Source organism: Undibacterium sp. GW821-FHT11B02, from assembly GCF_058808955.1.
On sequence record NZ_JBXASD010000008.1, the window covers coordinates 37,316 to 63,952 of the forward strand.

The 26,637-nt window shown below is 52.9% G+C and carries 20 protein-coding genes; 14 read left to right on the plus strand and 6 right to left on the minus strand.

What is annotated here, in order from left to right:
* Positions 1 to 273 precede the first annotated feature (273 nt).
* Positions 274 to 1,785, plus strand: coding sequence for an alpha/beta hydrolase-fold protein (locus tag AC1RVX_RS18060; protein WP_493217989.1), 1,512 nt, complete (start codon positions 274 to 276; stop codon positions 1,783 to 1,785).
* Between the two features lie 62 nt (positions 1,786 to 1,847).
* On the opposite strand, the gene AC1RVX_RS18065 is transcribed toward AC1RVX_RS18060, so the two are convergent.
* The gene (locus AC1RVX_RS18065) at positions 1,848 to 2,285 is read right to left on the minus strand and encodes a hypothetical protein (protein WP_493217990.1); all 438 of its coding nucleotides are present in this window, start codon (positions 2,283 to 2,285) and stop codon (positions 1,848 to 1,850) included.
* 104 nt (positions 2,286 to 2,389) lie between these two features.
* Between AC1RVX_RS18065 and AC1RVX_RS18070 the strand changes: the two genes are divergently transcribed.
* Positions 2,390 to 2,758, plus strand: a complete 369-nt coding sequence (locus tag AC1RVX_RS18070; protein WP_493217991.1) for a VOC family protein — start codon at positions 2,390 to 2,392, stop codon at positions 2,756 to 2,758.
* On the opposite strand, the gene AC1RVX_RS18075 is transcribed toward AC1RVX_RS18070, so the two are convergent.
* Entirely contained in the window at positions 2,680 to 3,045 is a 366-nt protein-coding gene (locus tag AC1RVX_RS18075) for an AtaL-like protein (protein WP_493217992.1), read from the minus strand. The two genes, AC1RVX_RS18070 and AC1RVX_RS18075, sit on opposite strands and share 79 nt — an antisense overlap.
* 24 nt (positions 3,046 to 3,069) lie before the next feature.
* Positions 3,070 to 3,939, minus strand: a complete 870-nt coding sequence (locus AC1RVX_RS18080) for an SDR family oxidoreductase (protein WP_493217993.1) — start codon at positions 3,937 to 3,939, stop codon at positions 3,070 to 3,072.
* A 104-nt stretch (positions 3,940 to 4,043) separates the two neighbouring features.
* Between AC1RVX_RS18080 and AC1RVX_RS18085 the strand changes: the two genes are divergently transcribed.
* Together AC1RVX_RS18085 and AC1RVX_RS18090 are read left to right on the plus strand one after the other, a co-directional pair.
* Entirely contained in the window at positions 4,044 to 4,937 is an 894-nt protein-coding gene (locus tag AC1RVX_RS18085; protein WP_493218217.1) for a LysR family transcriptional regulator, read from the plus strand.
* 639 nt (positions 4,938 to 5,576) lie between these two features.
* Positions 5,577 to 6,296, plus strand: a complete 720-nt coding sequence (locus tag AC1RVX_RS18090) for a substrate-binding periplasmic protein (protein WP_493217994.1) — start codon at positions 5,577 to 5,579, stop codon at positions 6,294 to 6,296.
* A gap of 320 nt (positions 6,297 to 6,616) precedes the next feature.
* Here the strand turns inward: AC1RVX_RS18090 and AC1RVX_RS18095 are convergent, their stop codons facing one another.
* Positions 6,617 to 6,994, minus strand: coding sequence for a LysR substrate-binding domain-containing protein (locus AC1RVX_RS18095; RefSeq protein ID WP_493218218.1), 378 nt, complete (start codon positions 6,992 to 6,994; stop codon positions 6,617 to 6,619).
* 199 nt (positions 6,995 to 7,193) lie between these two features.
* Here AC1RVX_RS18095 and AC1RVX_RS18100 point away from each other — a divergent pair, with 199 nt between their 5' ends.
* A complete protein-coding gene (locus AC1RVX_RS18100; RefSeq protein ID WP_493217995.1) occupies positions 7,194 to 9,407 on the plus strand; it encodes a family 78 glycoside hydrolase catalytic domain in 2,214 nt (737 codons plus the stop codon).
* A 230-nt stretch (positions 9,408 to 9,637) separates the two neighbouring features.
* Here the strand turns inward: AC1RVX_RS18100 and AC1RVX_RS18105 are convergent, their stop codons facing one another.
* Positions 9,638 to 11,224 carry a GH39 family glycosyl hydrolase gene (locus AC1RVX_RS18105; RefSeq protein ID WP_493217996.1) on the minus strand — a complete coding sequence of 529 codons (1,587 nt, stop codon included), beginning with the start codon at positions 11,222 to 11,224 and terminating at the stop codon, positions 9,638 to 9,640.
* A gap of 290 nt (positions 11,225 to 11,514) precedes the next feature.
* Here AC1RVX_RS18105 and AC1RVX_RS18110 point away from each other — a divergent pair, with 290 nt between their 5' ends.
* The 9 genes from AC1RVX_RS18110 to AC1RVX_RS18150 all read left to right on the plus strand — a co-directional run bounded on the left by AC1RVX_RS18110 (position 11,515) and on the right by AC1RVX_RS18150 (position 25,631).
* Positions 11,515 to 13,707, plus strand: coding sequence for a beta-galactosidase (locus AC1RVX_RS18110; protein WP_493217997.1), 2,193 nt, complete (start codon positions 11,515 to 11,517; stop codon positions 13,705 to 13,707).
* A gap of 165 nt (positions 13,708 to 13,872) precedes the next feature.
* The gene (locus AC1RVX_RS18115) at positions 13,873 to 14,049 is read left to right on the plus strand and encodes a hypothetical protein (RefSeq protein ID WP_493217998.1); all 177 of its coding nucleotides are present in this window, start codon (positions 13,873 to 13,875) and stop codon (positions 14,047 to 14,049) included.
* Between the two features lie 458 nt (positions 14,050 to 14,507).
* Complete coding sequence (locus tag AC1RVX_RS18120; RefSeq protein WP_493217999.1) at positions 14,508 to 16,685, plus strand: glycerophosphodiester phosphodiesterase family protein; 2,178 nt, start codon at positions 14,508 to 14,510, stop codon at positions 16,683 to 16,685.
* Between the two features lie 658 nt (positions 16,686 to 17,343).
* Positions 17,344 to 17,814 carry a hypothetical protein gene (locus AC1RVX_RS18125; RefSeq protein WP_493218000.1) on the plus strand — a complete coding sequence of 157 codons (471 nt, stop codon included), beginning with the start codon at positions 17,344 to 17,346 and terminating at the stop codon, positions 17,812 to 17,814.
* Positions 17,811 to 18,269, plus strand: coding sequence for a hypothetical protein (locus tag AC1RVX_RS18130; protein ID WP_493218001.1), 459 nt, complete (start codon positions 17,811 to 17,813; stop codon positions 18,267 to 18,269). The genes AC1RVX_RS18125 and AC1RVX_RS18130 overlap by 4 nt, the downstream gene beginning before the upstream one ends.
* Positions 18,270 to 18,498: 229 nt before the next feature.
* The gene (locus AC1RVX_RS18135; RefSeq protein ID WP_493218002.1) at positions 18,499 to 20,115 is read left to right on the plus strand and encodes a hypothetical protein; all 1,617 of its coding nucleotides are present in this window, start codon (positions 18,499 to 18,501) and stop codon (positions 20,113 to 20,115) included.
* Between the two features lie 186 nt (positions 20,116 to 20,301).
* Entirely contained in the window at positions 20,302 to 21,762 is a 1,461-nt protein-coding gene (locus tag AC1RVX_RS18140) for a hypothetical protein (protein WP_493218003.1), read from the plus strand.
* 191 nt (positions 21,763 to 21,953) lie between these two features.
* Complete coding sequence (locus AC1RVX_RS18145; RefSeq protein WP_493218004.1) at positions 21,954 to 23,123, plus strand: hypothetical protein; 1,170 nt, start codon at positions 21,954 to 21,956, stop codon at positions 23,121 to 23,123.
* 225 nt (positions 23,124 to 23,348) lie between these two features.
* Positions 23,349 to 25,631 (plus strand): T3SS effector XopP-like protein, encoded by a 2,283-nt coding sequence (locus AC1RVX_RS18150; protein ID WP_493218005.1) that lies wholly within the window; start codon positions 23,349 to 23,351, stop codon positions 25,629 to 25,631.
* A 213-nt stretch (positions 25,632 to 25,844) separates the two neighbouring features.
* Here the strand turns inward: AC1RVX_RS18150 and AC1RVX_RS18155 are convergent, their stop codons facing one another.
* The gene (locus tag AC1RVX_RS18155; RefSeq protein ID WP_493218006.1) at positions 25,845 to 26,300 is read right to left on the minus strand and encodes a CesT family type III secretion system chaperone; all 456 of its coding nucleotides are present in this window, start codon (positions 26,298 to 26,300) and stop codon (positions 25,845 to 25,847) included.
* Positions 26,301 to 26,637: the final 337 nt, after the last annotated feature.

Below are 26,637 nucleotides of genomic sequence, written 5' to 3' on the forward strand. Positions count from 1 at the left end.
AAGTGGTACCTGAAGGTCTGAAAATGGCCGGTCTCGGCCTAAGACAACAGGATACCAGCTTGCCGAAATGAAAATATCACACATTTCCATAATTTGGCGTGGAGGGCCGCCCTCCGCATCTTGCTACGCGAGGGTGTTCGCGTGGCCGCTTCGGTCCAGAAGGCGAATTTCATAAGATCGTTTCCTCAAAAAAAGAATTGACAAAAATACATTTAAATAGAATAGTCCAGAGTAGATTATCAATCCACTTCCCTGACTGAGGACTACTCATTGATGAAAAACTCTTCCATCCTCTTGCGTTGCATGTTGTTCGTCCTTGCGCTCCTGGCATGTTCTGTGAATGCGATAGCCCAGAATCTGCCCGGCAAACGTATCGCACTGCAGTCAGAAATTTTGAAGGAAGAAAGAATCATCCAGGTGCTGCTGCCTGAGGGTTACAAACCCGGATCACAAGAAAAGTACGATGTGTTGTACCTTTTGGATGGCGATTCGAACCTGCAAACCATCGCCGCTATCCAACAGTTCATCCAGAATCATACCGGCATGCCGCCCGTCATTATGGTGGCCGTGTTCAATACCGATCGCAATCGCGACCTCTCGCCCACCCATATGGCGGTCGTGGCTTCATCGGGCGGAGCGGATAAGTTCCTCGCATTTTTGAAAAAGGAACTTGTCCCCTACATTAATAAATCCTACCCCGTGAGCGACAATGCCATCTTGTATGGTCATTCGTTTGGTGGCTTGTTCGCGATGTATGCGCTGCTTGAGGAGCCACAGCTCTTTAAATATTACTTGGCAATTGATCCGAGTTTTTTTTGGGACGGCAATTATCTGAACAAACTTGCGGTTGATAAGCTGAGTGCATCTTCGGGAAAATCACTCTTCATCGCCGGACGCGACGAAGGTGGCATCAAGCAGATGGGGATTTCAGCCATGGACGCTGTCCTGAAAGAGAAGGCGCCGAAGGACCTGAACTGGAAAATCGCATCGTATCCTGAGGAGGACCATGGATCCATACGACTGAAAAGTGTGTACGACGGGCTGAGGTTTTTCTACGATGGCTTCGGCAATCAAGGCATTCAGTTTCATCCAATGAATGGCATCGTTCTGAAGGATAAGCCTTACAAAATCTATTATTTCGGGCCGCCGCAAGAGGTGCATTATACCAGTGACGGAAGCGAACCTACTTCCGCAGCTCCAATCATGGGCGTTGAAACCACTTTAACGAACGGCGCGAAATTTTCCGCCAAGTCCCTCAGCCGCAAGGACCGGTATAACAAGGCGACTGTTGGTGAGTTCAAACTTGGAACAACGCTCGCTGCAAGCGCCAGGCCGGCGAATGCGAAGCCGGGCGGCTACCGCTATGCCTATTACGAAGGGGAGTGGGACGAGCTGCCGGACTTCGGGAAGTTGAAACCCGTTCAGTCTGGTATCGCAGACAAGGATTTCAGTGTGAATAAACTTCCAAGGCAAACCAACTTTGCATGTCTGATCGAGGGTTATATTGAGATTCAGAGGGACGGCTACTACATTTTCGTGCTGGATTCGGATGATGGCTCGAAACTGTTCTTGGGAGACACGCAACTGATCACCTATGATGGGCTGCACGGTGATGGGAAGCCGAAAACCTATATGCTTCCATTGGAGAAGGGCTTTTATCCTATTCGGATTGAGTACTTCCAGAAAGGCGGCGGCGCCAATCTCAAGCTGGATTATGTGGTGCCTGGTGAGGAACCACCACGTCCAGTTCCTGTTCCGTTTGAGCTCCAATACAGCGGTCATTGACAACTAGCTGGCGCAGTCAGTCGGCCGGGGGAGTCCATGTATGGATTGCTCCTCAGGCAACTTCAGAACGGCTCGCCGTTTTGCTCTGCGACCGTCAAGTGCCCCTGCTCTACACGGTTGCGCCGGTAGTACTCCTGGATCTGTGGTGCGTAATGGCGGACGATTTGTTCGCGCAGGTCGTCGATCAGCTCAAAGACGGCCACCGCCTGTTCGGTGCTCAAAAAGGGTTTGTTGGTGGTGACGATGGTACTTTTGGATTCATACGCTTCGGCCGCCTTACGCGGACTGTGGCGCGCTACCTGACGCCGGAAATAGTCGGGGCCGCCCACATAGCCGCGTTCACGCACCATGCCGTACAGACGGCTTGCCGTGAGCTGCGGATATTTCTCCAGCGTCTGCAGGATAAACGGCAGGTAGTCGTCGATCAACGCCACCCGCTGCGAAGCAATACGCGGCAGACCCGCTTGCGCCAGCACCCGTTCGACAGGGCTGTGATGCACGGCGAGAATGCAATTTTTAACACGGCTGAGCAGCTTTGGTTGTTTGGAGATAGGCGGAATTTTTTCACCTTATTTGAAGTTAGACGTCGAAGGAGACACCCACCATGCCCAATCTTCGCATCACCGAGATCAAGGCCTTCGTTCCATCGAAGGACTTCAATCTCTCCAAGCAGTTCTACAAGGACATAGGATTCACTATGGCTTCGGAAGGAGGCGGTGTCGCCTACTTCCAATTTGATCACGTGAGCTTCTTGCTTCAAGATTTTTGTGCCGAGGGGTTTGCCGAGAATTTCATGATGCACATCCTGGTCGAAAATGTAGATGCCTGGTGGAATCGCATCCACGAGAGCAGCGTAAGCACAAAGTACGGTGTCAAGGTCTCAAACATTGAGAGTCAGCCCTGGCGGATGCGAGACTTCTGTCTCACAGATCCCTCGGGCGTGCTGTGGCGCATTGGCCAGAACACAGAGTGAGCCTTGTTTCTGGCGTGGTTACTATGCAAACCGCGACGCCTAAGCTGAAGAAAAAACAAAGCACTCGCTGGATACTTTCGTCTTGGTGCTTTAAGTCTTGCCCTTCCTCTGTGCATTTTGCTCTCTTCGATGACGTCACAGCGGATACAGACCCCGGGAGGCAAGAACGATCGAGCGTCGCGGGCTTTAAGTTCTAGGCCTGCCCATACTTGCGCACGGTTCAACTTGGTCTCGCCGTCCGGATTAACAGGGACTGTGGCGGTCGAATAGATCATAAGGCTTTCCATGTAACGAGGACGAATTACTTGACATCAGGCCGCAGGAGCAATTTCGGAAACAAAGTCGCGATAGGTGTGCAGCGGGCGACCCAAAATCTTGGTCAGGCGCTCGACATCACCAGCCTCCGGGATCATGCCGTCGCTGACATAGCGCTCTGCCATCAGACGCATCTCGTAGGCCATCCACTTTGGCATGAAAGTCGCCAAATTTTGCTCGAATGTGGATGGATCATCGCCGCCATAGGCAACTGGTCGCCCCAATACACCAGACCAGATCGCAGCCACGTCCGGACCAGTCAGTGTGTCTGGACCAACCAGGTTGATGGTTTCGATCGGAAGCTTGCCTGGGGCTTGCTCGCGACGGATCAGCTCAATCGCTGCGACCTCGGCGATGTCGCGGGCGTCGACCATGGCAACACCTTTGCTACCGATTGGCATCGGATAGAGGTTGTAGTTAAAAATGACGTCTTTGACCATGTGCTCGTTGTCGATGAAGTACGACGGGCGAAGGATCGTAGCGCTGAAACCCATCTGTTCAATCATACGCTCGGCACCCAGCTTCACCGCAAAGTGCGGCACGTTCACGAAGCGATCGCTGTGAAGCACGGACAGGTAGACGACGCGATCGACGCCGGATTCACGGGCAACGTTCAGCGTGATGAGGGCCTGGGTAAATTCGTCCCCAGCTACGGCATTCAGCAGAAACAGCGTGCTAACCCCGGTGAACGCGGTACGCAGCACGTCAATATTGAGGAGCTCACCCTGAACAACCTGTACGCCAGCCGGAAAGTCGGCCTTCGAAGGGTCGCGAACGAGAACGCGTACGTCGGCGCCGCGTTTAACGAGTTGTTTAACGACTTGGCTGCCTACGCGGCCGGTGGCGCCTGTAACGAGAATAGTCATGATATTTTTCCTTGGTTGTGGTTGAAAGACAGGTTCATGTTAGCGGACTCATGTATGATCCGATAGATATCATAATGAGACATATCGTCTCACTGGCGGAACACATGGACCTGCTTGCACTTACCGATTTCAATCTCGTCGCCCGGCACGGAGGATTTGGACGAGCATCACGCGCCACCGGACGCCCCAAAGCCACGTTATCTCGCCGTGTTGCGGAACTGGAGAGTAGCCTCGGCTTGCGCCTGCTTGAGCGCGGAGCAAGTTCCCTGAAATTAACCGAAGAAGGCCGGGCGCTCTATGAGCGGACATGGGCACTATTGGCTGAAGTGGAGGAGACGGCAGCCATTATTGCCTCAGGTGGTGAGAACCCACAGGGCAGGTTGCGGATCAGTGCGCCCCTGCTGTTTTCACAGGCCGCAATGGGGAAGCTGGCCGCTGGGTTCGCGGTGAAATATCCCGAGGTCAGGCTAGAGGTGACAACGGAAGACCGCCCCGTCGACATGGTCAACGAAGGTTATGACTTGGTGATCCGGGTCAATCCAGATCCGGACGAAAATTTGGTCGGACGGATCTTTTTGCGTGACAGACTGGTGGTTGTCGCGCACAGGGATTTGATGCGTCCGAACAACAGTTCATCCGTTCCCGCCGTTTTACGTGGAATGGGCGACCGGACTACAGCTTGGAATGTAACCGCATCGACCGGGAAAGCAAGTATCGCCATCGAGACGGTCCTTCGCTTGTCATCGCACTTCATGGTCCGAGATGCAGTTCGACAAGGTGTCGGCGCAGCATGCCTTCCATTGTCATTGGTAACTCATGATTTAGCCGCTGGCACGTTGGTATCCTGGGGCGATATAGACGGCCCCGATACTGCACTGTGGGCGCTCTATCCGTCTCGGCGGTTGTTAAGTGCTCGTGTCTCGGCCTTCTTGGGATATTTACGGGATGCTTTTCCTATGGGAACGCCAGACGAACTGGCCTCCTACATCGCCAGTTGATGGGCAAATGAAATGCCACTTGAGAACTAAAATCCAGGAAATCATATGCACAGTGCGGCTCCCTGATGGACTCCAGAGATACGCGATACACAATCAGATAATTGGGTGAGCGACTATTTCCCGCGTGCCTGGCACTCTGCCACGCCGGTACAAATAAGGATGTTCAGGAACACAAGATGTCGCATCATAAAATCGGATTCCCGATCTTCCCGAGCCTGCTTTTTCCGAAGGCTCTTGGGCGATTTTTCCTCCAACTGCAGAGGTTAGCGCCGACGCATCTCTCACAGCCACGCCCGATGTACCCGTTTCTCCCAGCGCTGGATGAATCTCAACTTGCAAATAAAAATGATGTAAACTCAAAGCGACTTTAAAGTCTGCAAATGACAGGACATGACATCGAAACGCCCGAGCCGACTGGATTATTAGCAATACTTACTGGTAAGCCAAATCAATTACACGATCACCAACTACGCCGACCATGTGCCAACAGAGATGAGCCATGTGATATGATCAATCGCCACCTGCGAAATGACCGGCTAACGCCACGTACCGTGCTGGTCAAGAATTTCTCGCACAAAAAGCAGATTGATTGCCAAATCAATCCACCAATTGATAGCCAAACGCGACGGAATCATTTTCATGCGCATTGATACATTGATTGTGGCCTTGAGCAGTTTTTTTTGCCTTGCTGCCTCAGCCCAGACCCTGATATTGACGACGGAAGATTATCCTCCCTTCAATTTTGTTGACCCCAAGAGCGCTGCGATTAGCGGTATCGCCACCGAAAAAGTGGTCGAGCTGATGCGTCGTACCGGCGAGAAATACACGATGAACGTCTATCCCTGGGCCCGGGCTTTTCAGATGGGCCGTTTTGAAGCGGATACCTGTGTTTTTTCCACCGCCAGAACTGCCGAGCGTGAAACCATGTTCAAATGGGTGGGCCCAGTGGCCACAAGCAACTGGTATATCTTTGCCCGCGCCGACGACAAGCGCAACCCCAAGACTTTGGAGGATTTGCGCCCTTACGTGGTGGGCAGCTATCGTAACGCTGCAATAGCTGAAGTGTTAAACCAGAAGGGCTACAAGACAGACTTGGCCAATAACGATATGGACAATCCACGCAAGCTGCTGTATGGCCGCTTTGACTTCTGGGCAACTGGCGAATTGCTCGGCATCGCCATCTTAAAAAGTCAGGGGCTGATGGATAAAATTGTTCCGCTGTTTCAGTTTCAACAGTCAGAAATGTATCTCGCCTGCAATGTAGGTATTGCGCAAAGACGCATAGACAACCTGAATCAGGCGCTGAAAGACATGGAACACGACGGCACCACAGCGGCGATAGAGAAAAAGTATAGATAGCAGGGAAAATCAGCGCGGCTTGCAGACTTTAGCCCTGCCCTTTTTTACCTCCGCCTGACTGCCGGCGGACGATTATTCCAGATTAGTTACCAAGCTCCGTTGTAAGCGCAGATAACAAGACACGACATAATCTCGATTATGACTATTACCCAAATGAGGCGTAACTCAGGATAAGCGTCGGGCGTAGCCTCCATCGCTCCTGCACCATCATTGCCGAGTTGGTTTATCCGAACCTTCCTACAACGCTTATAGGGGCGAACATGGAGATAGGGAATTAAGCCCGGGCAGCCAGATCTTGCTCAACAAATTCTCGCATTGAGTCATAGCCTGGTATGGCCCAAAAGAACAAAAAAGCATATCAGCGACAACGGGCTTACCAATACAGGTTCGGCACTGTCTTGCCAACGGCTGATCAAGAAATCGATCAATGTTCGTGCTGCCAGTCCGATTGGCCCTGCCGGGCAAACGCAATAGACACCAGTTTTCCACCTAGGCCACTGTGGCAGTATTTGCACCAGGTCGCCCGACTGTATTGATTCAGCCATCGTCACTGCTGAATGAAAAGCGATGCCATGCCCGTCAATACAAATTTGCCTGACCGCATCCCCGTTATCAGCACGGATTCTTCCGCGTGGCCGAAAAGGAATGTGCACCAGTCGAGCCAAACAGTCGCCAAACTTCACCATCTTTAATGACATAGGCAAACAGGCCGGCTAAGGTGACAACCCATGATCCGTTCAGAGAAAATATACACACACAAGACTTTGACTACGTCAGCGCGACTCGGCACTCAGTCAATTTGATCCAAATGAGTCTTGCTAAATATCATTTGCTTCGTTGGTGATTTTCACAATTGTGGCGTCATGGGATAATATTAAAGTATGTGACCACAGTTCAGTGCTGTCTCACAACATCGTCTTTGCCAAATACAATAACATCCTCAATCTCTGCTATTCGACAATGACATTGTACCGAAAATCCTTTTTTATTGGGATGCTGCTCCTGCTCTCCAGCACGGTTGCCAATGCTCAGGCACATGCGACATGGATCTGGTATCCCGGCGACTTCGAGATCTGGTTGAGTAATCAGATGCAAGTTAAACGTATAGAACGCGATGCCTATTTCATGCCGTTCTGGCGCCTGTATGGCCATCAGCCCCAGATCAACTTCACCTGCGAGGTGAACTTACCCATAGCTGAAGACATCACGGTGCATGTCGAAGGCAAGCACGCTGTGACCATCGACGGTCGTTTCGTACAGGGTGACCAGCATCACATTCATGTCCCAGCGGGCAAGCATACGCTCAACTTCCAGGTGTTCAATGCCGCGACGCCACCTGCTATTTTTGTGCAAGGCCCAAGCATCCAGTCCGACGACAGTTGGATCGTGGGGCCTCGACCGAACGCCAGGTCACCTGAGCTCGGCGCTGCTTATGCCGCGCGTTGGAATTTCGACAGTGAGAACCAGCGTCCATCGCAATTCAAGCTGTCAACACGGGAAATAATGCCAGTCAACCTAAAGCCGGGAGCACAGTCGCTGCTGGTAGATTTTGGTCAGGAGACGATAGGTTTCGTCAAGCTGAAGCAGCTTAAAGGCAGCGGCAAACTTACCTTTCACTATGGCGAGACGCTGGAAGAGGCCATAGCAACCGAGACCGGAGAGACGCTGGACCGGTTCAGCATCAATGGACACGATGGTGAATTCGTGGCACCCGAGTCGCGCGCGTTGCGCTACGTGAACATCCAGTTCGGCGATGGGCTGAGCCTGGAGGGTGCGTCGCTACTATACGAATACCTGCCACTGACCCGCCACGGCAGTTTCAGAAGTTCGGACGAGGAATTGAACCGCATCTGGGATGTATCTCTGCGTTCGCTGGAATTGAACACGCGCGAATTCTTCCTTGATGGTATCAAACGCGACCATTGGGTCTGGGCTGGCGATGCTGTGCAGACCTATTTGATGAATTACTACACGTTCTTCGACAACGAAGCCGTCAAGCGAACAACTTGGGCGCTGCGTGGGGCAGATCCAGTCGACATGCACATCAATACAATTCTCGACTACTCACTTTATTGGGTCATTGGCATTCGCGACTATTATCAGTATACGGGTGATGCCGCGTTCTTGAAAAGCGTGTATTCGCGTATGGTCACTTTGATGGACTTCGTACTCAAGCGGCGCAACGCTAACGGCATGCTGGAAGGCAGGTCGGGTGACTGGGTATTCGTTGACTGGGCCAAGATGCCCAAGGATGGCGAGCTGAGCGTCATCCAGTTGTTATTCGCACGCAGCCTGGAGAGCATGGCAGATTGCGCCGACATCGCCCAGGACCGGGAGCATGCTGCCCAGTATCGTCAGTTGGCCCATGAACTCAAAGCCAAAATCATGGCCACGTTCTGGGATGCAGAAAAGCAGGCTTTCATCCACAGCCGTCAGAATGGCGAGTTGAACCGTTTGGTGACGCGCCATCCCAATATGCTCGCGCTGACGCTGGGCTATCTGGATGATGACCAGGCGATGGCGGTGAGGCGTAATGTGCTGCTGAACGACAATGTACCGGCGATCACCACACCGTATATGCGTTTTTATGAGTTGGCAGCATTGGCCCAAAGCGGCCAGCACGACTATGTCATTCGTCAAATAAAGGATTACTGGGGTGGTATGCTGCGCGATGGAGCGACCTGCTTCTGGGAGGAATACGATCCCAAACAGACCGGTGTCGAACGCTATGCGATGTATGGAAAAGCTTTTGGCAAGAGCTTGTGCCATGCATGGGGTGCCAGCCCGCTTTATTTACTTGGAAAATACTACTTAGGGGTTACACCGACCCAGCCGGGCTATGCAGAGTATCTTGTCGCACCGCATTTGGGTGGCTTGAAATGGATTGAGGGCAAGGTGCCGACACCGCACGGCGATATCGCAGTCTCCGTCAGTGAAAAACGAATCAAGATCATCAGTGTGGGTGGTAAGGGTGCGCTCCGTTTCAATAGCAGAAGTAAGCCGCACAGTGGTTCCGGTACATTGCGCAGCCTGGGAGGCGATTTGTTCGAACTGCCCTTGGAACACGCGGGAGAGTACGTGGTGGATTACACTGCAGCGACGCACCAGTAATTCGTTGTGTAACCTAAGCGGCGCGGGCAAATCAGCGATATCAAGCACGACCTTAATGCCAGCCGCTTGCATTTGATCCATAATCCAGTCGAAGGTGGCGAATTTGAACTTACCGTTAGATCGTTCGAGAAAGAGAGACAATTGCGAAATTGCGCAAACTGTCACCCAAAAAATGAACAGTAAGTGCAAAGCTGGCCGTCACAGCTTGTGGCGGCCAGCCCCGTCTTGTGTCAGCGTTGGTCCGCCGGCTGCAAAGTCACCAGCACCACATCGTTGCTGTTCATGGGAACGGTGAAATCAATCGTACCGCGTTTGCCGATGCTGACCATGCGATCAGTCTGCGGCACATCCCGCGTCACAGACTGGAGTTGCTCAAGCTGCGCGGGTGTCAAGGTTTTGGGCGCACCCATTTCCTGATAGGCTGAGTAGGCGTCGTTGGCATGGAAGCCGGTGCGGCGCACTTGCAGGCGATAAGTGCCCGGCTTCACATGGCGGAACTGCAAGGTCACCGGCGTTGATGGCGTCGATGGTAGCACGCGACTGTAGAAGGGCCGATTACTGACGGCCTGCTGCGGCTGTTTAAAATCCCAGACCAAGGCACCAAGGGATGTTCCATCCGTCGCCGCCATCGACTGCCCGTCTTTCAGTGGAACCTCTTTGCCCTGTAAGCCATGCAGGTACTTGTAGGCGAAGTAAGCACTCTTGCGTATCCCCTGCGGATTCAGCAAGCCGAAACCACCCTCGAAAGGTTTACCTGGCGGACCTGGCTCTTCGAACAAGTCGGTGTAGGTCCAGTAGCTCATGCCCTGCACCATACCCTGCGTTCCTTTCAGCTTGCTCAGGATATAAGGTGCGCTGACGTAGGAATCGTGTACCAAGTCCCGTGGTGTGTAGCTTGTACTCCATTCAGTGAAATACAGAGGCAGCGTGGGAAAGGCAGAGGCAGCGATCTGTGCGCGCACCCGGCGCACATCGCCAATGATCGCGTCTGGTGATGGTGACAACTTGGTGTCGCCCTCACCTTTTTCGTCAAGAAAACCGCCATCGACGCCATACGTGTGTGTACTGACGAAGTCGACTGCGGCACCGCTCTTGGCCACATGCTCGAGAAATTCCGGCACCCAGGCCGCACCTGCAGTTGACGGTCCACCCACCGGCAGCGCCGGATCGATCCCCTTGATCGTGTTGGCCGTGATGTCATACAGTTCGAAATACGCCTTCTGGTCGGCACCTTCCCAGAAGCCGTCCAGGTTCGGCTCGTTCCAGACTTCGAAGAACCAGCTGCGCACTTCTGCCTGGCCGTAGCGTTGTTCGATGTGACCGATGAAGGCGGCGATCAAATCCTTCCACGCCATAGGATCGGGATGCGAGGTGTTGCCTTCCCAGTAAAATATTTTGCTCTTCGAGGTGGCCAGCGCCTTGGGCGTGAAGCCCAGTTCGACGAAGGGTTTGATATGGCGCGCAAGCATGTCATCGTACAATTTGTCGAGTTTAGTCCAGTCGTAGACCGTCTTACCGTTCTCAACCCGCACGGTACCGAGCACATCATGGAAAATCGCGTGAAAACGCAGGTAGCGAAAGCCAAGTTCATCGGTAGTCGTCTTCAATTGCGCCATGCTATCGTCGCGCATCAGTGTTCCTGGATAGTCGGAACCGACGGACAAGTCGAAGAAGCGGTCAAGTGGCTTAACCGCCAAGGCCACATCGACAACGATTTGGCGCGGAACCGACTTGAGTGGCACGGCCGCGTGCGCTGGCACAATGGAAAACCAGGCTGTGCCGAGCACTGTCAGGCAGGTGTTTTTTATGTTATTCATTCAAGTCGACTCCTTATTTTATTTTGTAGTGTGCGGATGCTATCACTATCGATTTGCGTAGAGAATGGCAAGTGGGGTGCTTGAGGCAAATTATTGAGGAACTTGGCGATTTTCGTAATTGCCATTGCGATGGTAATTCTGCAAAGATGCGAATGAGTCAACGCGTATGGCGATAAATAAAACTACTGGGGACAACAATGCGAATACGGATACTCACCCTGCTCTTGCCGGGGAAAGCGGCGTGCGCGCGCATGTACCAACCAAAATGTATCTGCCTGAGCACGGTGGCCATGGCATGGAAACGCGCGCAAGGCTTGATACTGCATCGGGCAATTAGCCGCGCTGCCGAACCGGTATTCACCAGGAGATTTTCGATGTTTATGCGGACCGTTTTTTTATATGTATCGTCGTGGGCGATAGCTACCGCAGCACTGGCTGCGCCGCCCGAATTCCCGACCGTCCTGTATGGCACGGCCTACTACAACGAATACATGCCTGGCGACCGTCTGGAACAGGACGTGGCCATGATCAAAGCTGCTGGGTTCAACGTGGTACGTCTTGGGGAATCGACCTGGAGTTTGTGGGAGCCGGAGGATGGCCGCTTCGAGTACGCGTGGATGGACCGCGTGGTGGACGCCATGGGTAAGGCCGGAATCAAGGTTATCATGGGTACCCCGACCTACTCCCTGCCTGCCTGGATGGCGCACCAGCATCCAGAAATCCTGGCACGCAAGGCTAACGGCACGCGCAACACCTACGGTATGCGGCAGAACATGAACACAGACGCACCAGCCTACCGCTATTATGCCGAACGGCTAATCCGTCGCATGGTTGCACACTACAAGGACCACCCGGCGGTAATCGGCTGGCAGGTCGACAACGAAACCTCCAGCTACGGCGCCAGTAACGACGAAGTGTTTACCGCCTTCCAGCACTATCTTGAAAGGAAGTTCGGCACGCCTGAAAATCTCAGCAAGGCCTGGTTTCTGAACTACTGGGGTCAGAATCTGCATACTTGGGAAGACCTGCCCACGCCCGACGGTGCCCAGAGCACAGGCTACAAGCTGGAGTGGACGCGCTGGAGTCAGCTACGTGTCAGCAACTTCCTTCATTGGCAAGCGGAACTGGTACGCGCCTGCGCGTCGCCACACCAGTTCATCACCCACGACTTTGCTGGTTCCATGCACAGCGATGTCAACGAGGAAGCCGTGGCTAGTGCACTTGACGTCGCAGGTGTTAACATCTACCACTGGTCACCACAGGAACAGTACGATGGTGCCCAACAGACACTGCAGGCAGATTTCACACGCTCGCTTAAGCGCAGCAATTTCCTGGTGCTGGAAACCAATGCACAGACGACAGACTGGAGTTCATCGTTCCAGTATCCACCCTACGACGGCCAGTTCCGTGAGGATGTCTACACTCATCTGTCGAACGGTGCCAACATGATCGAATACTGGCATTGGGCTTCAATTCATGCAAACCAGGAAACCTACTGGAAGGGCGTGCTGTCACATGACCTGCAACCGAACCGCGCCTATGCCGAAATGAGTCGCACCGGGCACGAGTTGCAGCAAATAGGCCCCCGCCTGGTCAACCTTCAATTGCGCAACGACGTTGCCATTCTGTGGAGCCGCGACTCGCTGAACGCACTCAACGACATGCCGTTCGCCAAGGACGCGCAGTGGGGCGGCGGCGGTAGCAAGGCTGATTACGGTTCACTGGTACGGCAACTTCATCGCACGCTGTACGATCTGAATGTCGGCACCGATTTCGTGTTTCCGGAAACCCAGGACTTCTCGAACTACAAATTACTGGTCGTGCCGTCCCTGTATGTGGCGGACGATGCGCTGCTGCAGCGTATTGCCGACTACATCCGCAAGGGCGGCCACGTCCTGATGACTTTCAAGAGTGGCTTCACCAACGAAAACACTGCCGTACGCTGGACCATGGCACCGGGGCCATTGCGCGAAGCACTCGGTTTTCACTACCAGGAATTCTCCAACCTACCCCAGCCGCTGGCGCTGAAGGGCGATCCATATCACACCGGCACAGACAACAAGGTGCAGTACTGGGCCGAGTTTCTACAACTGGACACGGCCAAGGCACTTGCTCATTATGATCACTCATTCTTCGGCCGCTGGCCAGCTATCACGTCCAACCAGTATGGTGCTGGCAAGGTAATCTACGAGGGCACCTATCTGTCGGACCAGTTGCAGGCCGGGGTGTTGCGCTCGTTCCTGCAGGAATTGGGCATGATTGGTGAAGACCAGCAATTGCCAAGCAAGGTGCATGTGCGCAGTGGTACAAACCGCTCAGGCCATCTTGTCCACTACTACTTCAACTATTCCAACGCTGAAGTCAACTTCACCTATCCCTACCGGGCCGGGACCGACCTGCTGACCGCGCGCCATCTCATTACTCAAGACAAATTGGCTCTGGCTCCGTGGGAGCTGGCCATTATTGAGGAGGATGCAAAGTAATTGCCTTGATCATTACCATGCCATTTCAGGAGAAGTCCTGGCATCCGCCCCGGATGACAGTGACTTGGCCGAAATTTATCAGAACAGCACGCTCCTCCTCTCATGGCGCTGCCTTGTTTGCCAGGTTCCACGCCGCAGTGACTTCACGGAAGCACATCGAGTGTAATGCTGTATATCGTTCTGGACGATGCAGCATTGATCGTCATGCCTTCGACAGCAAACGTCTTTGCCATTGATGCTGTCATTGCATTGTTGGCGGTTTTGTACGTTGAATTGTCTGATGCTGATGATTGCTGCATTGTTGCGATCAGGATTCATGTGCTGCTCAACATACTCATGTAGCATGAGTACATTGCGCTTTTTGCGCTGCGCTTAGTTACCCTGAATGTTGGTCTGAGCCCGCTGACGCACGTTGGCTACAGATCGTAAACAGATTCCAAGGAATCAGAACAATCTCCAGAGACTGGATGAACGCTTTTTCATGATCTGATTGCTGGGTTTGGTCAATGTATGACTAGAACTCATTTCATCAATAGGGATGAGCGCGAGCAAGGCGATTCGGGATGCAGCGGTTCCCCCTATAGTTGACCTGAATCGAAACGTAGTTACTCTCTTTGTGGGAGAAGTTATATCAAGCGGTATGATCAAAGGTGCTGCTATTCAGCGCGTAATGCCAAATTTTCGGTTCCTGCCGAGTAATTTCGGGAACTTGCGGTGTTTCATTTCTCCCCATATCTAAGATAGTTCCGATATTCCTGAAATCGCCAGCTCGGCTCTCAAATTTTTTGGATCGAACTACAATGACTAACTTAAAAGTAATCTCTTCCCCTCCCCCTGTGATCCTCGATGCTGGCGGCGTTGGCGTGCCGACTCCAACCAGGTCACCCCCGAAGCCAACGGAAAATCAGAATTACTTCACTCAAGGTCCGCTGACCAATCTCGCCGCACGCAGCCGACTGCCCTCCATGCCTCCTGGCGATCTGGCAACGTCAATACTGGCCAAACATGATTCTCCGCAATTGCAGGCCAAGAGTAATGGGTTCTTTGGCAGAGCGGGTGGAAAAACATTGGTGGAGATCGATCATTACGGCGCGCACGCAGAAGAGGAATTGATTGCGCGACGCATCGTCCTGGACAGCGTTCAGGACAAGCTCACTAAGACCCCTGCGATTCAGGCGCTTGCTAAAGATCATCCAATGGCAAAGTTGGCAGCTGGCAAATTGGATCACGCCTATGTTAGCAAGGCAAGCTACGACGCACTTGCCAAGGACGCCTTGACAAAGAATCCGGAAAGCGTGGTGGGGAATCCCAAAAATCATCCAGTCTTCATCGATGCCCGTCAAGGCATATTGGTGGTAGATATTGATCGCGCATTCTCGGAAGGTGACGCGCTGAGTAGCGGGGCAAAAAGTGGGATAGCCAGCATGCTGCGTGACGGGAAGGTGAAGCTTGCCGACAGTGAGTGGATGCCTGTGGAAGGCAAGAACACATCAGCAAAAAAATCAACACTTGGCAGGCGCCTGAAAGTCGCGGACACGCACGGAGAGCCCAAATATTTTGCTGGCGCCAAGGGGGAGTCCCGGCCCACAAGATTGAGCCGGCCGCAGAAGGTCTTGCATGGATCCCTACTATACAAAGCCAATTTGCATCATGGTCTTGATGGTCTGGATTCAGAAATTGCCGATAGCCGCACAACGTTCACCCATGCCCGCGATTTTAACGAAGTCAATGCGCAGGATAAAGTACCGAAGGAGATTCTGGTTCACCGCGGGCTCGTCGACAATCGTGAAGGTATCCCGGAAAATTCCATCGCCGCCATCGACAACGCGTACAAGAAAGGCTACTTTGGTATAGAGATCGATGTGCAGGTGGCCGCCGACGGCAAACCGGTTCTGATGCACGATTTCACTGCAGGGCGCATGACTGCTGACGAGGACAATAAACTCGTGAGCCACATCAAGTCCGACGATATATTGAAACGCAACTTGATCATCCGCAACCCGAAAGACGGCAGTTACTCGATCACGGATCAAAAAGTCCCAAGCGTCGAACAGGCGCTTACGCACGTACTGAAGAACAACCCTGGTATGACGGTCAACCTCGACTGCAAGGAATCAACACCGGAAGTGATTGTCGCTCTTCTTATGGAGCACCCGGAATTCCGCCCCATGACAGCTGTGAAACTCTATGGGCGGACGTATTTCGGTGGATACGATCAAATGCAAGGTGCATTGATGAAGCATTTTGGAATCGACACTGCGAGTCAGGGTGACTACTATCGGCGCAAGCAGTTGCGCGAATCGCTCAAGTCGATCAATGTCGTGCCCATCCTCAGCCAAGGTTTTCTGAAAGATCCTCAATTGATCAAGTTCTTTCCCCCGTCAAGCGGAGAGACCAATCCCGGAAAAATGACGGCGGCTGATCTGGCTGAAGTCGGCATGGGCTGGCTGCAAAGCTGGAAGGGCATGAAGCCCGCAGTCCTGGAAGTCGTGCAAACTGAATCAGGCACACCCGAGGGCGAGGCAATGGGAATGATTCGCCAGCAACTGCGCGACCCGGCCAGCGCCTTTGCAAAGGTACCGTTCTCAGGTTCTTACCGCTACGAAGATTTCTCGGTGCCGCAAAAGGACGGTTCGAAGAAGTATTTCACCTGGAACGTGCACGGTGGCATGGGGGAAGTGCCGCACGACGAAATCAACCGCCGTCGCGGAACCGCCGGCGCATTCCGCAATGACGCCGAGACTCTGCTAACCGATCAGCCCGACGAAGAAGTTTGGGCCAACACCCGCGATCAGGAAATCGACCGCGGACATTCGGGTTACGAACTTGATCTGAAACCAGGTACCGTCATTGACGTAGAGCAGAACAAAGCCAATGTGAAAAAGCGCGTCAATCAATTCCTCTCGGAAAAACCAGTAATCGACGAAAAATTGATTAACAGCGTGCGCAAGGGACGCGCCGAAGATAGAGACATCTAAATATGTGGAGCCATGCGATCGGCACTACTTCTGGCGGAGTTGCTTTTTGAGTGTGTATTGCCGTTAAAAGACGGCCTTACGCCCATTCTTGCAGTGATTTGGAAGACTTGCCGATTGCGTTCAAATCGACGGCTGCGATGAGGGTTAATCCAGGGATTGCTTTGCAATTGTCCAGTACGATTTGGCGTTTTCTTGCTCCATAATTGTGCTGACAATCCTTGGTGCTTCTGGTAATGAGGCCGTCTTGACCATCAGGAAAACTTGACAATTTGGGGAATGCAGTCTTGAAATTTCCTGCCACGCTGCGGATATTACCGATATACCAGTGTGACGCCAACAAAAAACCTCACCTCGTTTTGAACAGGCTGCGACAGGTCTGTCACACATTGCCCATCCCCAAAAACATCCCTCCTAATGCAGCTTCTGGCAGCTCCTATTCGATTGGGAAACACAGATGTCGCGCACAACATCCCGATTGTCCCTGGATCATTTTTTTCACACCCAAATAGCATCGTGGACAAGCTGATGAGATTTCATGCCAAGAGCCTGCACGATTCACGATCTTCGCATAGCGGAGCAATCTTTCGCAGACGCGTCGCACTGCACTTTCGTTTAGGAATGTAATAGAAGTCATCTGATCACCATCAAGGAGAACCGTATGTTCCAAGTTTCACAGCCCGGAGATACACCCTCTTCGGTTTCTCATCCAGGCCCGACCGCATTGCTGCAAGCGACTGCTGACGTCATGGGGCTGAACGTCGAAAGCAAGCAACTATTTGCTCAATCCGGCCGGCTTTACAGTGACGGCATCGAGTTCGAGGTTCACATCAAGGATCTACCTGACACTTCACTGCACATCGTGACCTCGGCCACTATGAGCAAGCCGGAAGGTGTCGAACCGATTATATGGCATAACGCGATGTTGCGCGCCAACTCTGCAGCAATGATCGTCGCGGATTGGGGCTTCGCCGTGGATGAAGGCGACACCGCCTGCCTGCTGATGAATGTTCCGTCAGCCATGCATCAACCAGAGCTGCTCCGCGCTGCATTGGAAAGCATGCATGATCTGTGCATGGCGGTACGCACAGGTACCACGAATAACACTGATACCAAAGGGAGCCTGCAATGAAATTTGGCAATACAAATCAATTAAAGAAGACAGCACAAGCCAAGACGTCACCAGCCGCAGTGCAAGAATTCGAGGCAACCCGGGAAGTGCTGGTTTTGATTGCCGAAGTGATGCTGCTGCTCGGCACAACGAAGGAAGTGGCGAAAGAAGTAGCACGCACAGGCCGCATCTTGATTGGCGAACAGCGTTTATTACTCGCTTGCGCACCGGACGAATCCGCACTGATTGTAAGCGCCCTGCTCGACCCGGCCTGGGCGACTCCGGCCGCACGCAAAGCGCTGCTACAGGCCAACGTCCAGTTGCTACTGTCATCAGGTGTCGTCGCCACAGACGGCTATGGTGGTCCAAGCCTCATGCGCCGCTGGCCACTCGGTGAACGGCAGCCAGTTGCACTTGCGCGCTGGTTGCAGGAACTGGCCGAGTTTGCGATCGAAATTCAGGCAAAACGCCATTAATCCGGCACAACAATCATAACGACAATCGATCATCACAATTTTTAATATTTAAAGGGAGAAATTCATCATGGCGGGAGAAATAGGAGGAGTATCTCGGGCGCATTCGATGCCACACACAACCTTGCCCCCTGAAGATACTTCAGGGAGCAAACTGTCGTCGACCCGGGCGCAGTCGAGCCTGACGACGACGAGCGCCGTCCTTGAACAGCTAGGGCCGAGGCCAGACTTCTTGGTTACGGGCCAATCCAAGACGGGCAAAACGATTAATATCAAGGGAACCTCCTCATCAGGCACTAAGCACGCGGAAGACCCCGATCCAAATACATCCCGCTCCAATCATGAAATTAAAACGGCGACACCTTCAGCGTCAGACCTGGAAAGTGACAGGGGTTCGGTCAGCGCCCACGGATCCACCTCCTATCGCCAGATGATCGGGGCACCAGTCTTCACCCCAAATTCGCCGTTTCACGATATCGCGATTGAAATGGATTTTTCTCCACCACCGCCTGCATCGAGTTGGAAGGCAATGGCAGCAGCATCGCTGAAAAGCGGTGTCGGCAAGCTGAAAGAAGGCGCTGGCAAGTTGAAAGACGGAGTCGTTGTCGCAACCAAGTATGCAGGGGAAAAAACTGCTGCGGGTTGGGGAAAAGGTAAGGAAATTGGCGCTGCAGGTTTGGAGAAGGGCAAGGAAATTGGCGCTATCGGCGCAGCAAAAGGCAAGCAAGCAGCCCAGTTCGTAGGCGGGCAAATCGGCCAGGCAGCCACAAGCGCTGCCTCTGGTCTTCAGGTCATGGGTCTCGAAAAACAATTTATCGGCGCTACGGCGGGCCATCTGATCCATCAGACGATCGCGGTCGGCGTACCGACTTTCCTTAGGGAAGTGATGAACGAGGCCCTGTTCGCTGCGCTGCGCCAACTGCCCCATGAGCATGTCATGGGCTTGCAGGTTGTCTCTGGCTCCGTGTCGATCGGTCTGCATCGCTTGCGTCAGTATCGCGAACAGCGCAGCCCCGAAACCGCCGCGCGCGGGTTTCACAATCTCAGCGAAGAACAATGGGCTGCGCTCTCTCCTGGAGACAAGGAAGCGAAAATGGAGCAACAACGCCGCTATTCTGATGCTGTTACCACACTGGCCACTGCCAGCATAATAACCAACATTGCACTGGGTGCCTCCGGCCCTCACATCGGGAAACCAGAACTTGCCGCGAAGCTGGTAGCGTCTGATACCAAAGTATTGGTTTACGCAGCAATGCGCGATTCCATACAGGCATCATTCCGCATGGTAGGCACAGAAGCAGATACCAATGGCGGCGTTAGTGGAGCGCATATGGATGCCTCGGGTGCATTCTATGGAAAAGCAAACATCGTGGCCAATTATGCCTTCGACGCGTTTGTGCCGGAAGCATTGGGTGAAGCCAGGCTTGCCCTTGCCGGACAGCATTCCTCACTCAATCACCACGAAGCGCAAAATGTCGTATTCCACTCGTCTGCCATCAAGGCAACGCTCAACACGCTCCTGGAGACGGCGGACTGGACCAATGTGACACAGGAAGAAGCCAAGGAAGCCGGCACCAGTCAAAAATTTGATCCCGTATTAAAAGGAAAACGCGAGGATTACATGCGCGTATTTGATCAATCCATTGCCCGCACATCAGCCATCAACAGCAACATTGCGGCCAGCAATGTGCTATCCGTCGTCGGTGAGCAACTGAAGTTGCCGGCAGCAGCCACAACGCTTATCTCCAATGCAGGCTCAGGCATCATGGCCGGCCTGGGTTACAAGGTAATTGGCGGTACATGGCAAGCCGAAGGCGCGGTACGTTCGGAATTGGATAGCCGTCCCTGACCAGCAATCGAAGGCGCACCGGCAATTGCCTGAACAAATCGAAAAATCTGAACTCTCTGAAAATAAAAAAAGGAGCCTCACATGTTGACTGTACCTTCACCCACGATCAGTGGGGATACTTCTCATCTGCAACTTGCCGAGCATACCCCGCCCCCGCCTCTGGCGCGCGAAACGGCGCAGGAAAACATGTGGGGCACAGGTCCGCTGGCAGGTTTAAGCGATTTGTCCGCGTCCACCTCGCAGCGGTCAAACACACGCATCACTGCCACCACATCTGGCAGTGGCGCAATTGGACACTCAGCACACTTCGCGCCGCCGATGTCGCCTGGAACAACATCGCTTCTAGCTGCAGGATCGGAGCGCAGCGACAGCCATATTACCGCGTCACGCGTTCCCTCTTCCATCACCGCTTCGCGCCGCGCACCGGAAGGACAAATCCCGGACACGACACGAACCAGCTCCAGCGACGACAGCACCATCGGCATCCCAAATCATGCCGCATTGACCGACACACTGCGCGGGATCTTTGCACCGCACATGAACAGCGAAAACGGAGAACAGTTCGAAGCACTGATCGCAGACCGGGCCACCCGGCTTGACCAAAAGGGTGAGACGCCGGAAAGCATAATGGAGGTGTTGTCCAAAGGCAGGCACTTCGATCAGGTCTCGCAACTCACTTCCGGTTTCGTGCGCTCGGTACCATTCGGTATTGCTTCCCGTGCGTTCGATGTCATTCCCAAATTAACTTCATTTGCAAAAACACCAGCTCAAATTGGTGCCGTAGTGGGCAGCATTTCCGGTTTTGCCGATACGATTGGTGGAACCGCACTGCATCGCGCCACCAAGCACGACATCGAATGGATGGCTACCTCCCCAGGACAGCTCAGCCCCGTCATGGCAGAAGCTGCTGAAGCCAATAAGCCCTCTTTGCGTAAGGTGGCCGCGGAAATAGGTCTCGCGTTCCAGACTTATTCGCTGCGCAACGTGTTGCGCACGGGGGTTGCTCCTTTGGCGATGAAAACGCTGGGGGCAGCGAAAGCCGCCAACGTCGATTCCTGGATTGCCGCCGCCGGTGGACCAGTTGCAGGTGCCGCAGCTTATGCCGCGATGGAGCATTTTAACGAATCCGCACATCGCAAGGGGCCCGAGTATCTGCTGGGCCGAACAGATTGGGAAACACATTTCGACCAGCTCCAGCAAGCCACCTGGGGTACGCAGGTCAAAGGCGGCGCAAAGCGTGCCGCTGCGCTACCGCGCGACATCATGACGGATACGCTAAAGGGCGCACGTGACGTATTTACGGCAACCAATCTGGTCAAGAACGTCGGCACACTCGGTGGTGGCTTCGCAGGTGTGCAGGCTGCCAAGGCTGCCGCCAGCGCTACGGCAAAGAAAATGGGGGCGTCACCAGAGACCATTACGGCAGTCAAGCAGACCGTCAACACCGTCGTATCTGCACCAATTTTCGCAGCGTGGACAACAGTTGACGTGATGGGCTCTGCCGCATTCGACAAAGCAGTCAATCTCTTGCACCCGGGATCGCAACAAGCTCCAGAACAGGCGGCGACGACCGGCGGTGACCATGTGACGATCGATATCGATGCACTCGCGCATGCTGAAGATGTAAGGCACGACGGCAACGTCTAGGTGATGAAATGCCGTGCCAGCCGACTCGACTCCGCACATGTCACAGTTTTTTCCGGAGTTCCCAATGACGTTGCACGCCACACAAATTCGTTTTTTACAGCGACGCCGAATGAGAACCCGGCTATTGTCGGGGTTCCTTATTGGCGACTTGAAAACTCGTCTTGATTGATTTTAGGTTAAAGCAGATGGAAATGACAACGTTGGAATTGAGGTCGCGGCTCTATGAACATCACCCGCTTGTACAATTTATTTTCGAGCAAAGCGATGTACGGTTGACACGCCGCGAAATCGATATGACATGGCACAATAAAAACATCATTCCCATCCCTACGTCGGGATTTAATCCATTTGCAAAAAAAGTATTTTATGGAAAGAATAATTATCTGGAGCGCTTCCTGGCCCCGGACGAGTATCCCATGATCGAAGACGTAGACAGTTGTCTCAACGAGATATTTTTCGCGGTGCATGACTATGTGCACGTATGGTGTATTGCTCGCCTGTTGCCATATTTCCCGCATTGCGCGCAACCTGGCGTCATCGCGGGCGGGGCATACAACCAGGATTTCGCATTTATTCTGATGATGAGCGAGGTCGTCGCGACCGTCAGCATCGATTTCTGGTATCTCCTGTATGCCGACTTCAAGAGTGACATCGGTGAGGCCTGCCGTGTCACGACACTGACAACCACCATGAAGCCAGCCGACATTGCCAAGGCCCGGAGCATTTCACCCGACTTTTCTGTGAAAAATCCCTATTTTTTCGACTGGCTGACCAAGGCTTATTTTCGCAGCATATTCGAAGGTTTCGAGGCTACAAGCGATGCAACACTGAACGCAGTAGCACCCTGGCTCATACGGGAAAAATGGCTGAGCAGCGTACAACGACGGATAGGTTCGAACTGGCTATCCTACTTGTCGGGCTTGCCCTGCAACGGTGAAAACCCGATTGAATTCGTCCTCGATTCGGATCGCGCAGCGACTTCGATGCAAGCAATATCCGCTGAATTATGGGAGATTTTCGGCGGCACAAAGCGGCCAGACAAGTTGACTGCCAACTTGGATTGGAACATCGATCTTCCACAAATGGATACGTCCAAGATCGATTTCCGCTACGTCGATTTGACCAAACTCGATCCCCGCTTTCTTCCATCAGAAGCACAAAGTCTGTCGGACAATCAATTTTTTTATCTGGCCGCGCAGTACATTTCGCTATTTGACTGGTCAGAAAAATATGCCATGTCAGGCAAAGATTTCACTGATCTGACCACGACGAAAAATTGGAGTGCGATTCTGGATAAATTCGGTTTTCCTAATACGCCAATCGAGCACGATGGAAATTTGAATATTCTTATTCCGAGTTAGCAAGCTGTCAGTATCACCAAATGTGCATTGCGAAACAATTACCCCCCTTCATCTACGTATTTGAACAACGGAACAGACGCCCCGACACATCGGTGGCAGCAATCGCTTGTCTAGAATTCATTTCATAAATAGGGATGAGTTCTAGTATAGCCATTCCAGCTGCAATACCAATGGTCCAGAATCCGTTTGCAAAACTCGTTCAATCATCACCCGGAAAAAAATATCATGTCCAGCGGAAGAATCAGAAATCAACACATTCCCTCATCGTCAGAACCACCAGCCCCCGCGCGGATTGAAAGCAGCCCGGGTTCCGGTGAGAGTTCAAACACCTCAAATGCGCGTACACGCAGCCGTGCAGGGACATCATCGGGCACTCTGAGCGCGTTGTCGCAACGGCCTGCGTCCTTGACACCAGGTGGATCAAGCCTCGCTGGAAGGTCCAGGCGCCCAACACCGCCTGCGCAACCTTCTCCCATCGATATATTGACGATCCAGGCCGATGAAAAGAAGGTGAAAACTGCGCTGAAATATGGCGACTTCTGGCAAACGCTCGTTGGTGGAGCAATGACGAGCATGCCACAGCGATTGAAGCTTGCCGAAGCTGGCATGAAATCTGCGGAAGCCGGCCTGGAAGGGCTACTGGGTTTGAAAGGAAAAATCGATAGCGGGCAATATGAAGAAATAAAAGGTGCCCTGAAGGTCCGCCTTGTCCAGTCGGCCGAATACGGCATGGATGCCAGAGCGGATCAGATCAGCCAATGGGCCTGGAAAGGAGCAACTGCTGATGGCACATCAATCGACACGCACAAGGAACTGGAAGCCATGGAACAGGCCCTTGCCGAATTGCAGGGATTTCGCGAGGAAATAATACAACGGCGCGAAGTGTTGCGCGGATTCATTCATGAGTGCCAGCACCCTGGTACACACTGGAATATGTCAACACAATTGCCGACTGTAAAATCCGGCGATTTCAGAGCCGGGATCACGCTGCAATCCATTGCTGGTCACGGCATTTCCATCAATGTCGACCGCCTGCTTATGCTTTGCATGCGCTCAGGTACAGCAGAATCTCAGCAACTCATGCGGCGCGTGATGGATCTGCTGCACACCATACGTGACCAGCGCAGTGGCACCAAACAGGCAATGAAGGCATTCGAAAAGGGTGAAAACCTTAGTCCAGAGATGCGGACCGAATACAAGGCACGTGTCGTCAAATTCGGTGAGACACTAAGTGCCATGGGAGAGTTGTTTTGCCAGGATGCCGCAAGCATGCCAGACACCGACGACAATTCAGCGCTCTGGCAGTCTTCGCTGGAAATGGCACGCTCCCTTTCTGCTTACCAAGCGGCAATGCGGGCAGCCTACGATCTGGATAGCGTCGATATCGGGACTGGTACGTCGCCAGAATTGCGTCCGGAACCGCCACCAGAGAGCTCCATGACATCATCGCCTGGCTCGTCTTCACTACCCGTCTCGACAGGTGCTCCAGCCAAACCGAACAAAACAGTATCCGGCAAAGGCAAGAAGTCAGGCGGCAAGCAAGCCTTGAAACAATCGGGTTCCCACGCCACACCGGATGTGACACCGGCATCTGTTTCTGAAATCAAGGTCAAGCTTGCTGCACTGGAAACGCACACGTCCCTCCCCGTCAAAGTCGAAGCATCAAAACAGGCTCTTGTGGAAAAACCGGAGGCCCCGACATCGAAGCCGCATGATGGCATGCTGGGGATGATAGAACGGACCTTGAAGAAGTATCCGGTAAGCCTCGATACCGCAACGCGCCTGGGTGGCGATGTCGTTGCCATAGCCAAATTAATGGGGAAGAACACAAGGGGTATAGAAGCGATCAGTGGGCCGGATGATGACCCAATGGACAGGGCCAATCTAGTCCGTTCGCAAGCGCAAAGCTGGTTCGGCGACATTGAACGCTTGCGCGCAACGAGCAACACTGTGCATAAATCCCCGCCTGCCGACAAGGCAATCATTTCGTCGCTGGAAAACCGTATGAATGCGCTGCAATTGATTGAGCAACGGATTGGCACCCAGGAATTGGATGCACTAAAATGCCACAAATTTCCCAGAGGAAAATATATCAGCCACTTGCTAAAAATGGGAGAGATTGAACGCATCCATGCCCCTGTTCAATTGTCGTCAGATAAAGATACGCTGTATGAGATCCGCATTCAACCCAAAGCCTTGTCCACAAGGGAAAAGCCAGCACCGGTATTTTTGCATATGCACTCCGATAAGCCGATCCAGGCCGGAGACCTGCTGAAGCAACCGCGCCGGGCGTTCACAGCCGTGCACTTGAAAACGAATGAGCAAAAGAACTGGGGGCCGAAGAAGTTTGAAAAGTACCAGCAGATATCGGGTGAATTGCGTCAATTCGACAAAATTCATCGCGGCGACGTCACGTCGGATTTGCTCAAGGACTTATTAAACTGGACCCAAAAGCAAAGTGATGTAACATCGGCAAGCGGGAAAAAACCAATAGCAAGCCGAACCTGACTGTCTCGTAATCATGAAATGGAGTGATGGACGCAACCAGGAGAGTCCACCTCCAGACACATTACATCACGCCTCAAGGGCATCATCTCGTGCGTAGTAGCGTAGTAGCACGACCTGATATGCCTATAAATCGACAAGCCGCATTACCCGTCATTGTAGATTGACATTCGATCCATTCCAATTGCGTACCACCCGTATTTTCGATTTATCCGGCTAGGCGCGGATCCAAACATAGGATCCGTTCGCGATGTTTTCAAACATCTCGTCTTCAGTTTTAAATATGTTGTCACGCCAATATTTACCGTGTTCAGCATAATGCCCCAGCAAGTCCACCAGCCATTGGCCGTTTACTTCGTCGGTTAAAGGCACGCGCACGATGAGAACGATGCCACCGGTTGCCTCGTCCATTCCGATCTGTGCTTGATCCTGGGCGTAAATAACGAGATTGGCTTCGAGCAGCAGGCGATACACTTTTAGTGTTCTGCCGGCAAGAACAACACCATAATGAAAATTGAGGTAAATCGCTGCCGGATCGTTTTCGAAATAATCCGTCATGACGTCGAAACCCTCTACCTCAAGCATGCGGGTTTCCAGTATCTGGTCTGCGTCAGGTATTCCTATGCATTCGCATAATTCCCTGATCAAATGATTAAAACGATCTTGGCTCACCAGAATGGACTATTAACTCAAATTAGTTGATTTTATATATCCCCAGTTTTTGCAACGATTCATGACGACAATCAAGACATTCGACATGTCTGCATCAATCAGCACATGATCCGCAACCATGGGGAAACGATGACCCGTAGGGCCGGCAATACATGAAATGCAAAATCCGGAAGAGCCAGAACACTGACCCCTCCGGATTGAGCAGCACAAAGACATCCGATACTTAGCCTTGGGTCAAGCTCTTGGCATTTTTACCGCCGTTTTCAGCGATCTGATTGGCCGCCATGTTGTAGTTCTGTTCGTTGGTGATTTGCGCCAGCTTGTTTTGCGTCGCCAT

Coding starts and splice junctions, on each gene's coding strand:
- AC1RVX_RS18085 (WP_493218217.1), top strand. CDS start 4,044: ATGGACCTGCTTGCACTTACCGATTTCAATCTCGTCGCCCGGCACGGA.
- AC1RVX_RS18080 (WP_493217993.1), bottom strand. CDS start 3,939: ATGACTATTCTCGTTACAGGCGCCACCGGCCGCGTAGGCAGCCAAGTC.
- AC1RVX_RS18110 (WP_493217997.1), top strand. CDS start 11,515: ATGGCATGGAAACGCGCGCAAGGCTTGATACTGCATCGGGCAATTAGC.
- AC1RVX_RS18095 (WP_493218218.1), bottom strand. CDS start 6,994: ATGTCATTAAAGATGGTGAAGTTTGGCGACTGTTTGGCTCGACTGGTG.
- AC1RVX_RS18150 (WP_493218005.1), top strand. CDS start 23,349: ATGTCCAGCGGAAGAATCAGAAATCAACACATTCCCTCATCGTCAGAA.
- AC1RVX_RS18115 (WP_493217998.1), top strand. CDS start 13,873: ATGCTGTATATCGTTCTGGACGATGCAGCATTGATCGTCATGCCTTCG.
- AC1RVX_RS18120 (WP_493217999.1), top strand. CDS start 14,508: ATGACTAACTTAAAAGTAATCTCTTCCCCTCCCCCTGTGATCCTCGAT.
- AC1RVX_RS18140 (WP_493218003.1), top strand. CDS start 20,302: ATGTGGGGCACAGGTCCGCTGGCAGGTTTAAGCGATTTGTCCGCGTCC.
- AC1RVX_RS18125 (WP_493218000.1), top strand. CDS start 17,344: ATGTTCCAAGTTTCACAGCCCGGAGATACACCCTCTTCGGTTTCTCAT.
- AC1RVX_RS18130 (WP_493218001.1), top strand. CDS start 17,811: ATGAAATTTGGCAATACAAATCAATTAAAGAAGACAGCACAAGCCAAG.
- AC1RVX_RS18105 (WP_493217996.1), bottom strand. CDS start 11,224: ATGAATAACATAAAAAACACCTGCCTGACAGTGCTCGGCACAGCCTGG.
- AC1RVX_RS18075 (WP_493217992.1), bottom strand. CDS start 3,045: ATGGAAAGCCTTATGATCTATTCGACCGCCACAGTCCCTGTTAATCCG.
- AC1RVX_RS18060 (WP_493217989.1), top strand. CDS start 274: ATGAAAAACTCTTCCATCCTCTTGCGTTGCATGTTGTTCGTCCTTGCG.
- AC1RVX_RS18090 (WP_493217994.1), top strand. CDS start 5,577: ATGCGCATTGATACATTGATTGTGGCCTTGAGCAGTTTTTTTTGCCTT.
- AC1RVX_RS18145 (WP_493218004.1), top strand. CDS start 21,954: ATGACAACGTTGGAATTGAGGTCGCGGCTCTATGAACATCACCCGCTT.
- AC1RVX_RS18070 (WP_493217991.1), top strand. CDS start 2,390: ATGCCCAATCTTCGCATCACCGAGATCAAGGCCTTCGTTCCATCGAAG.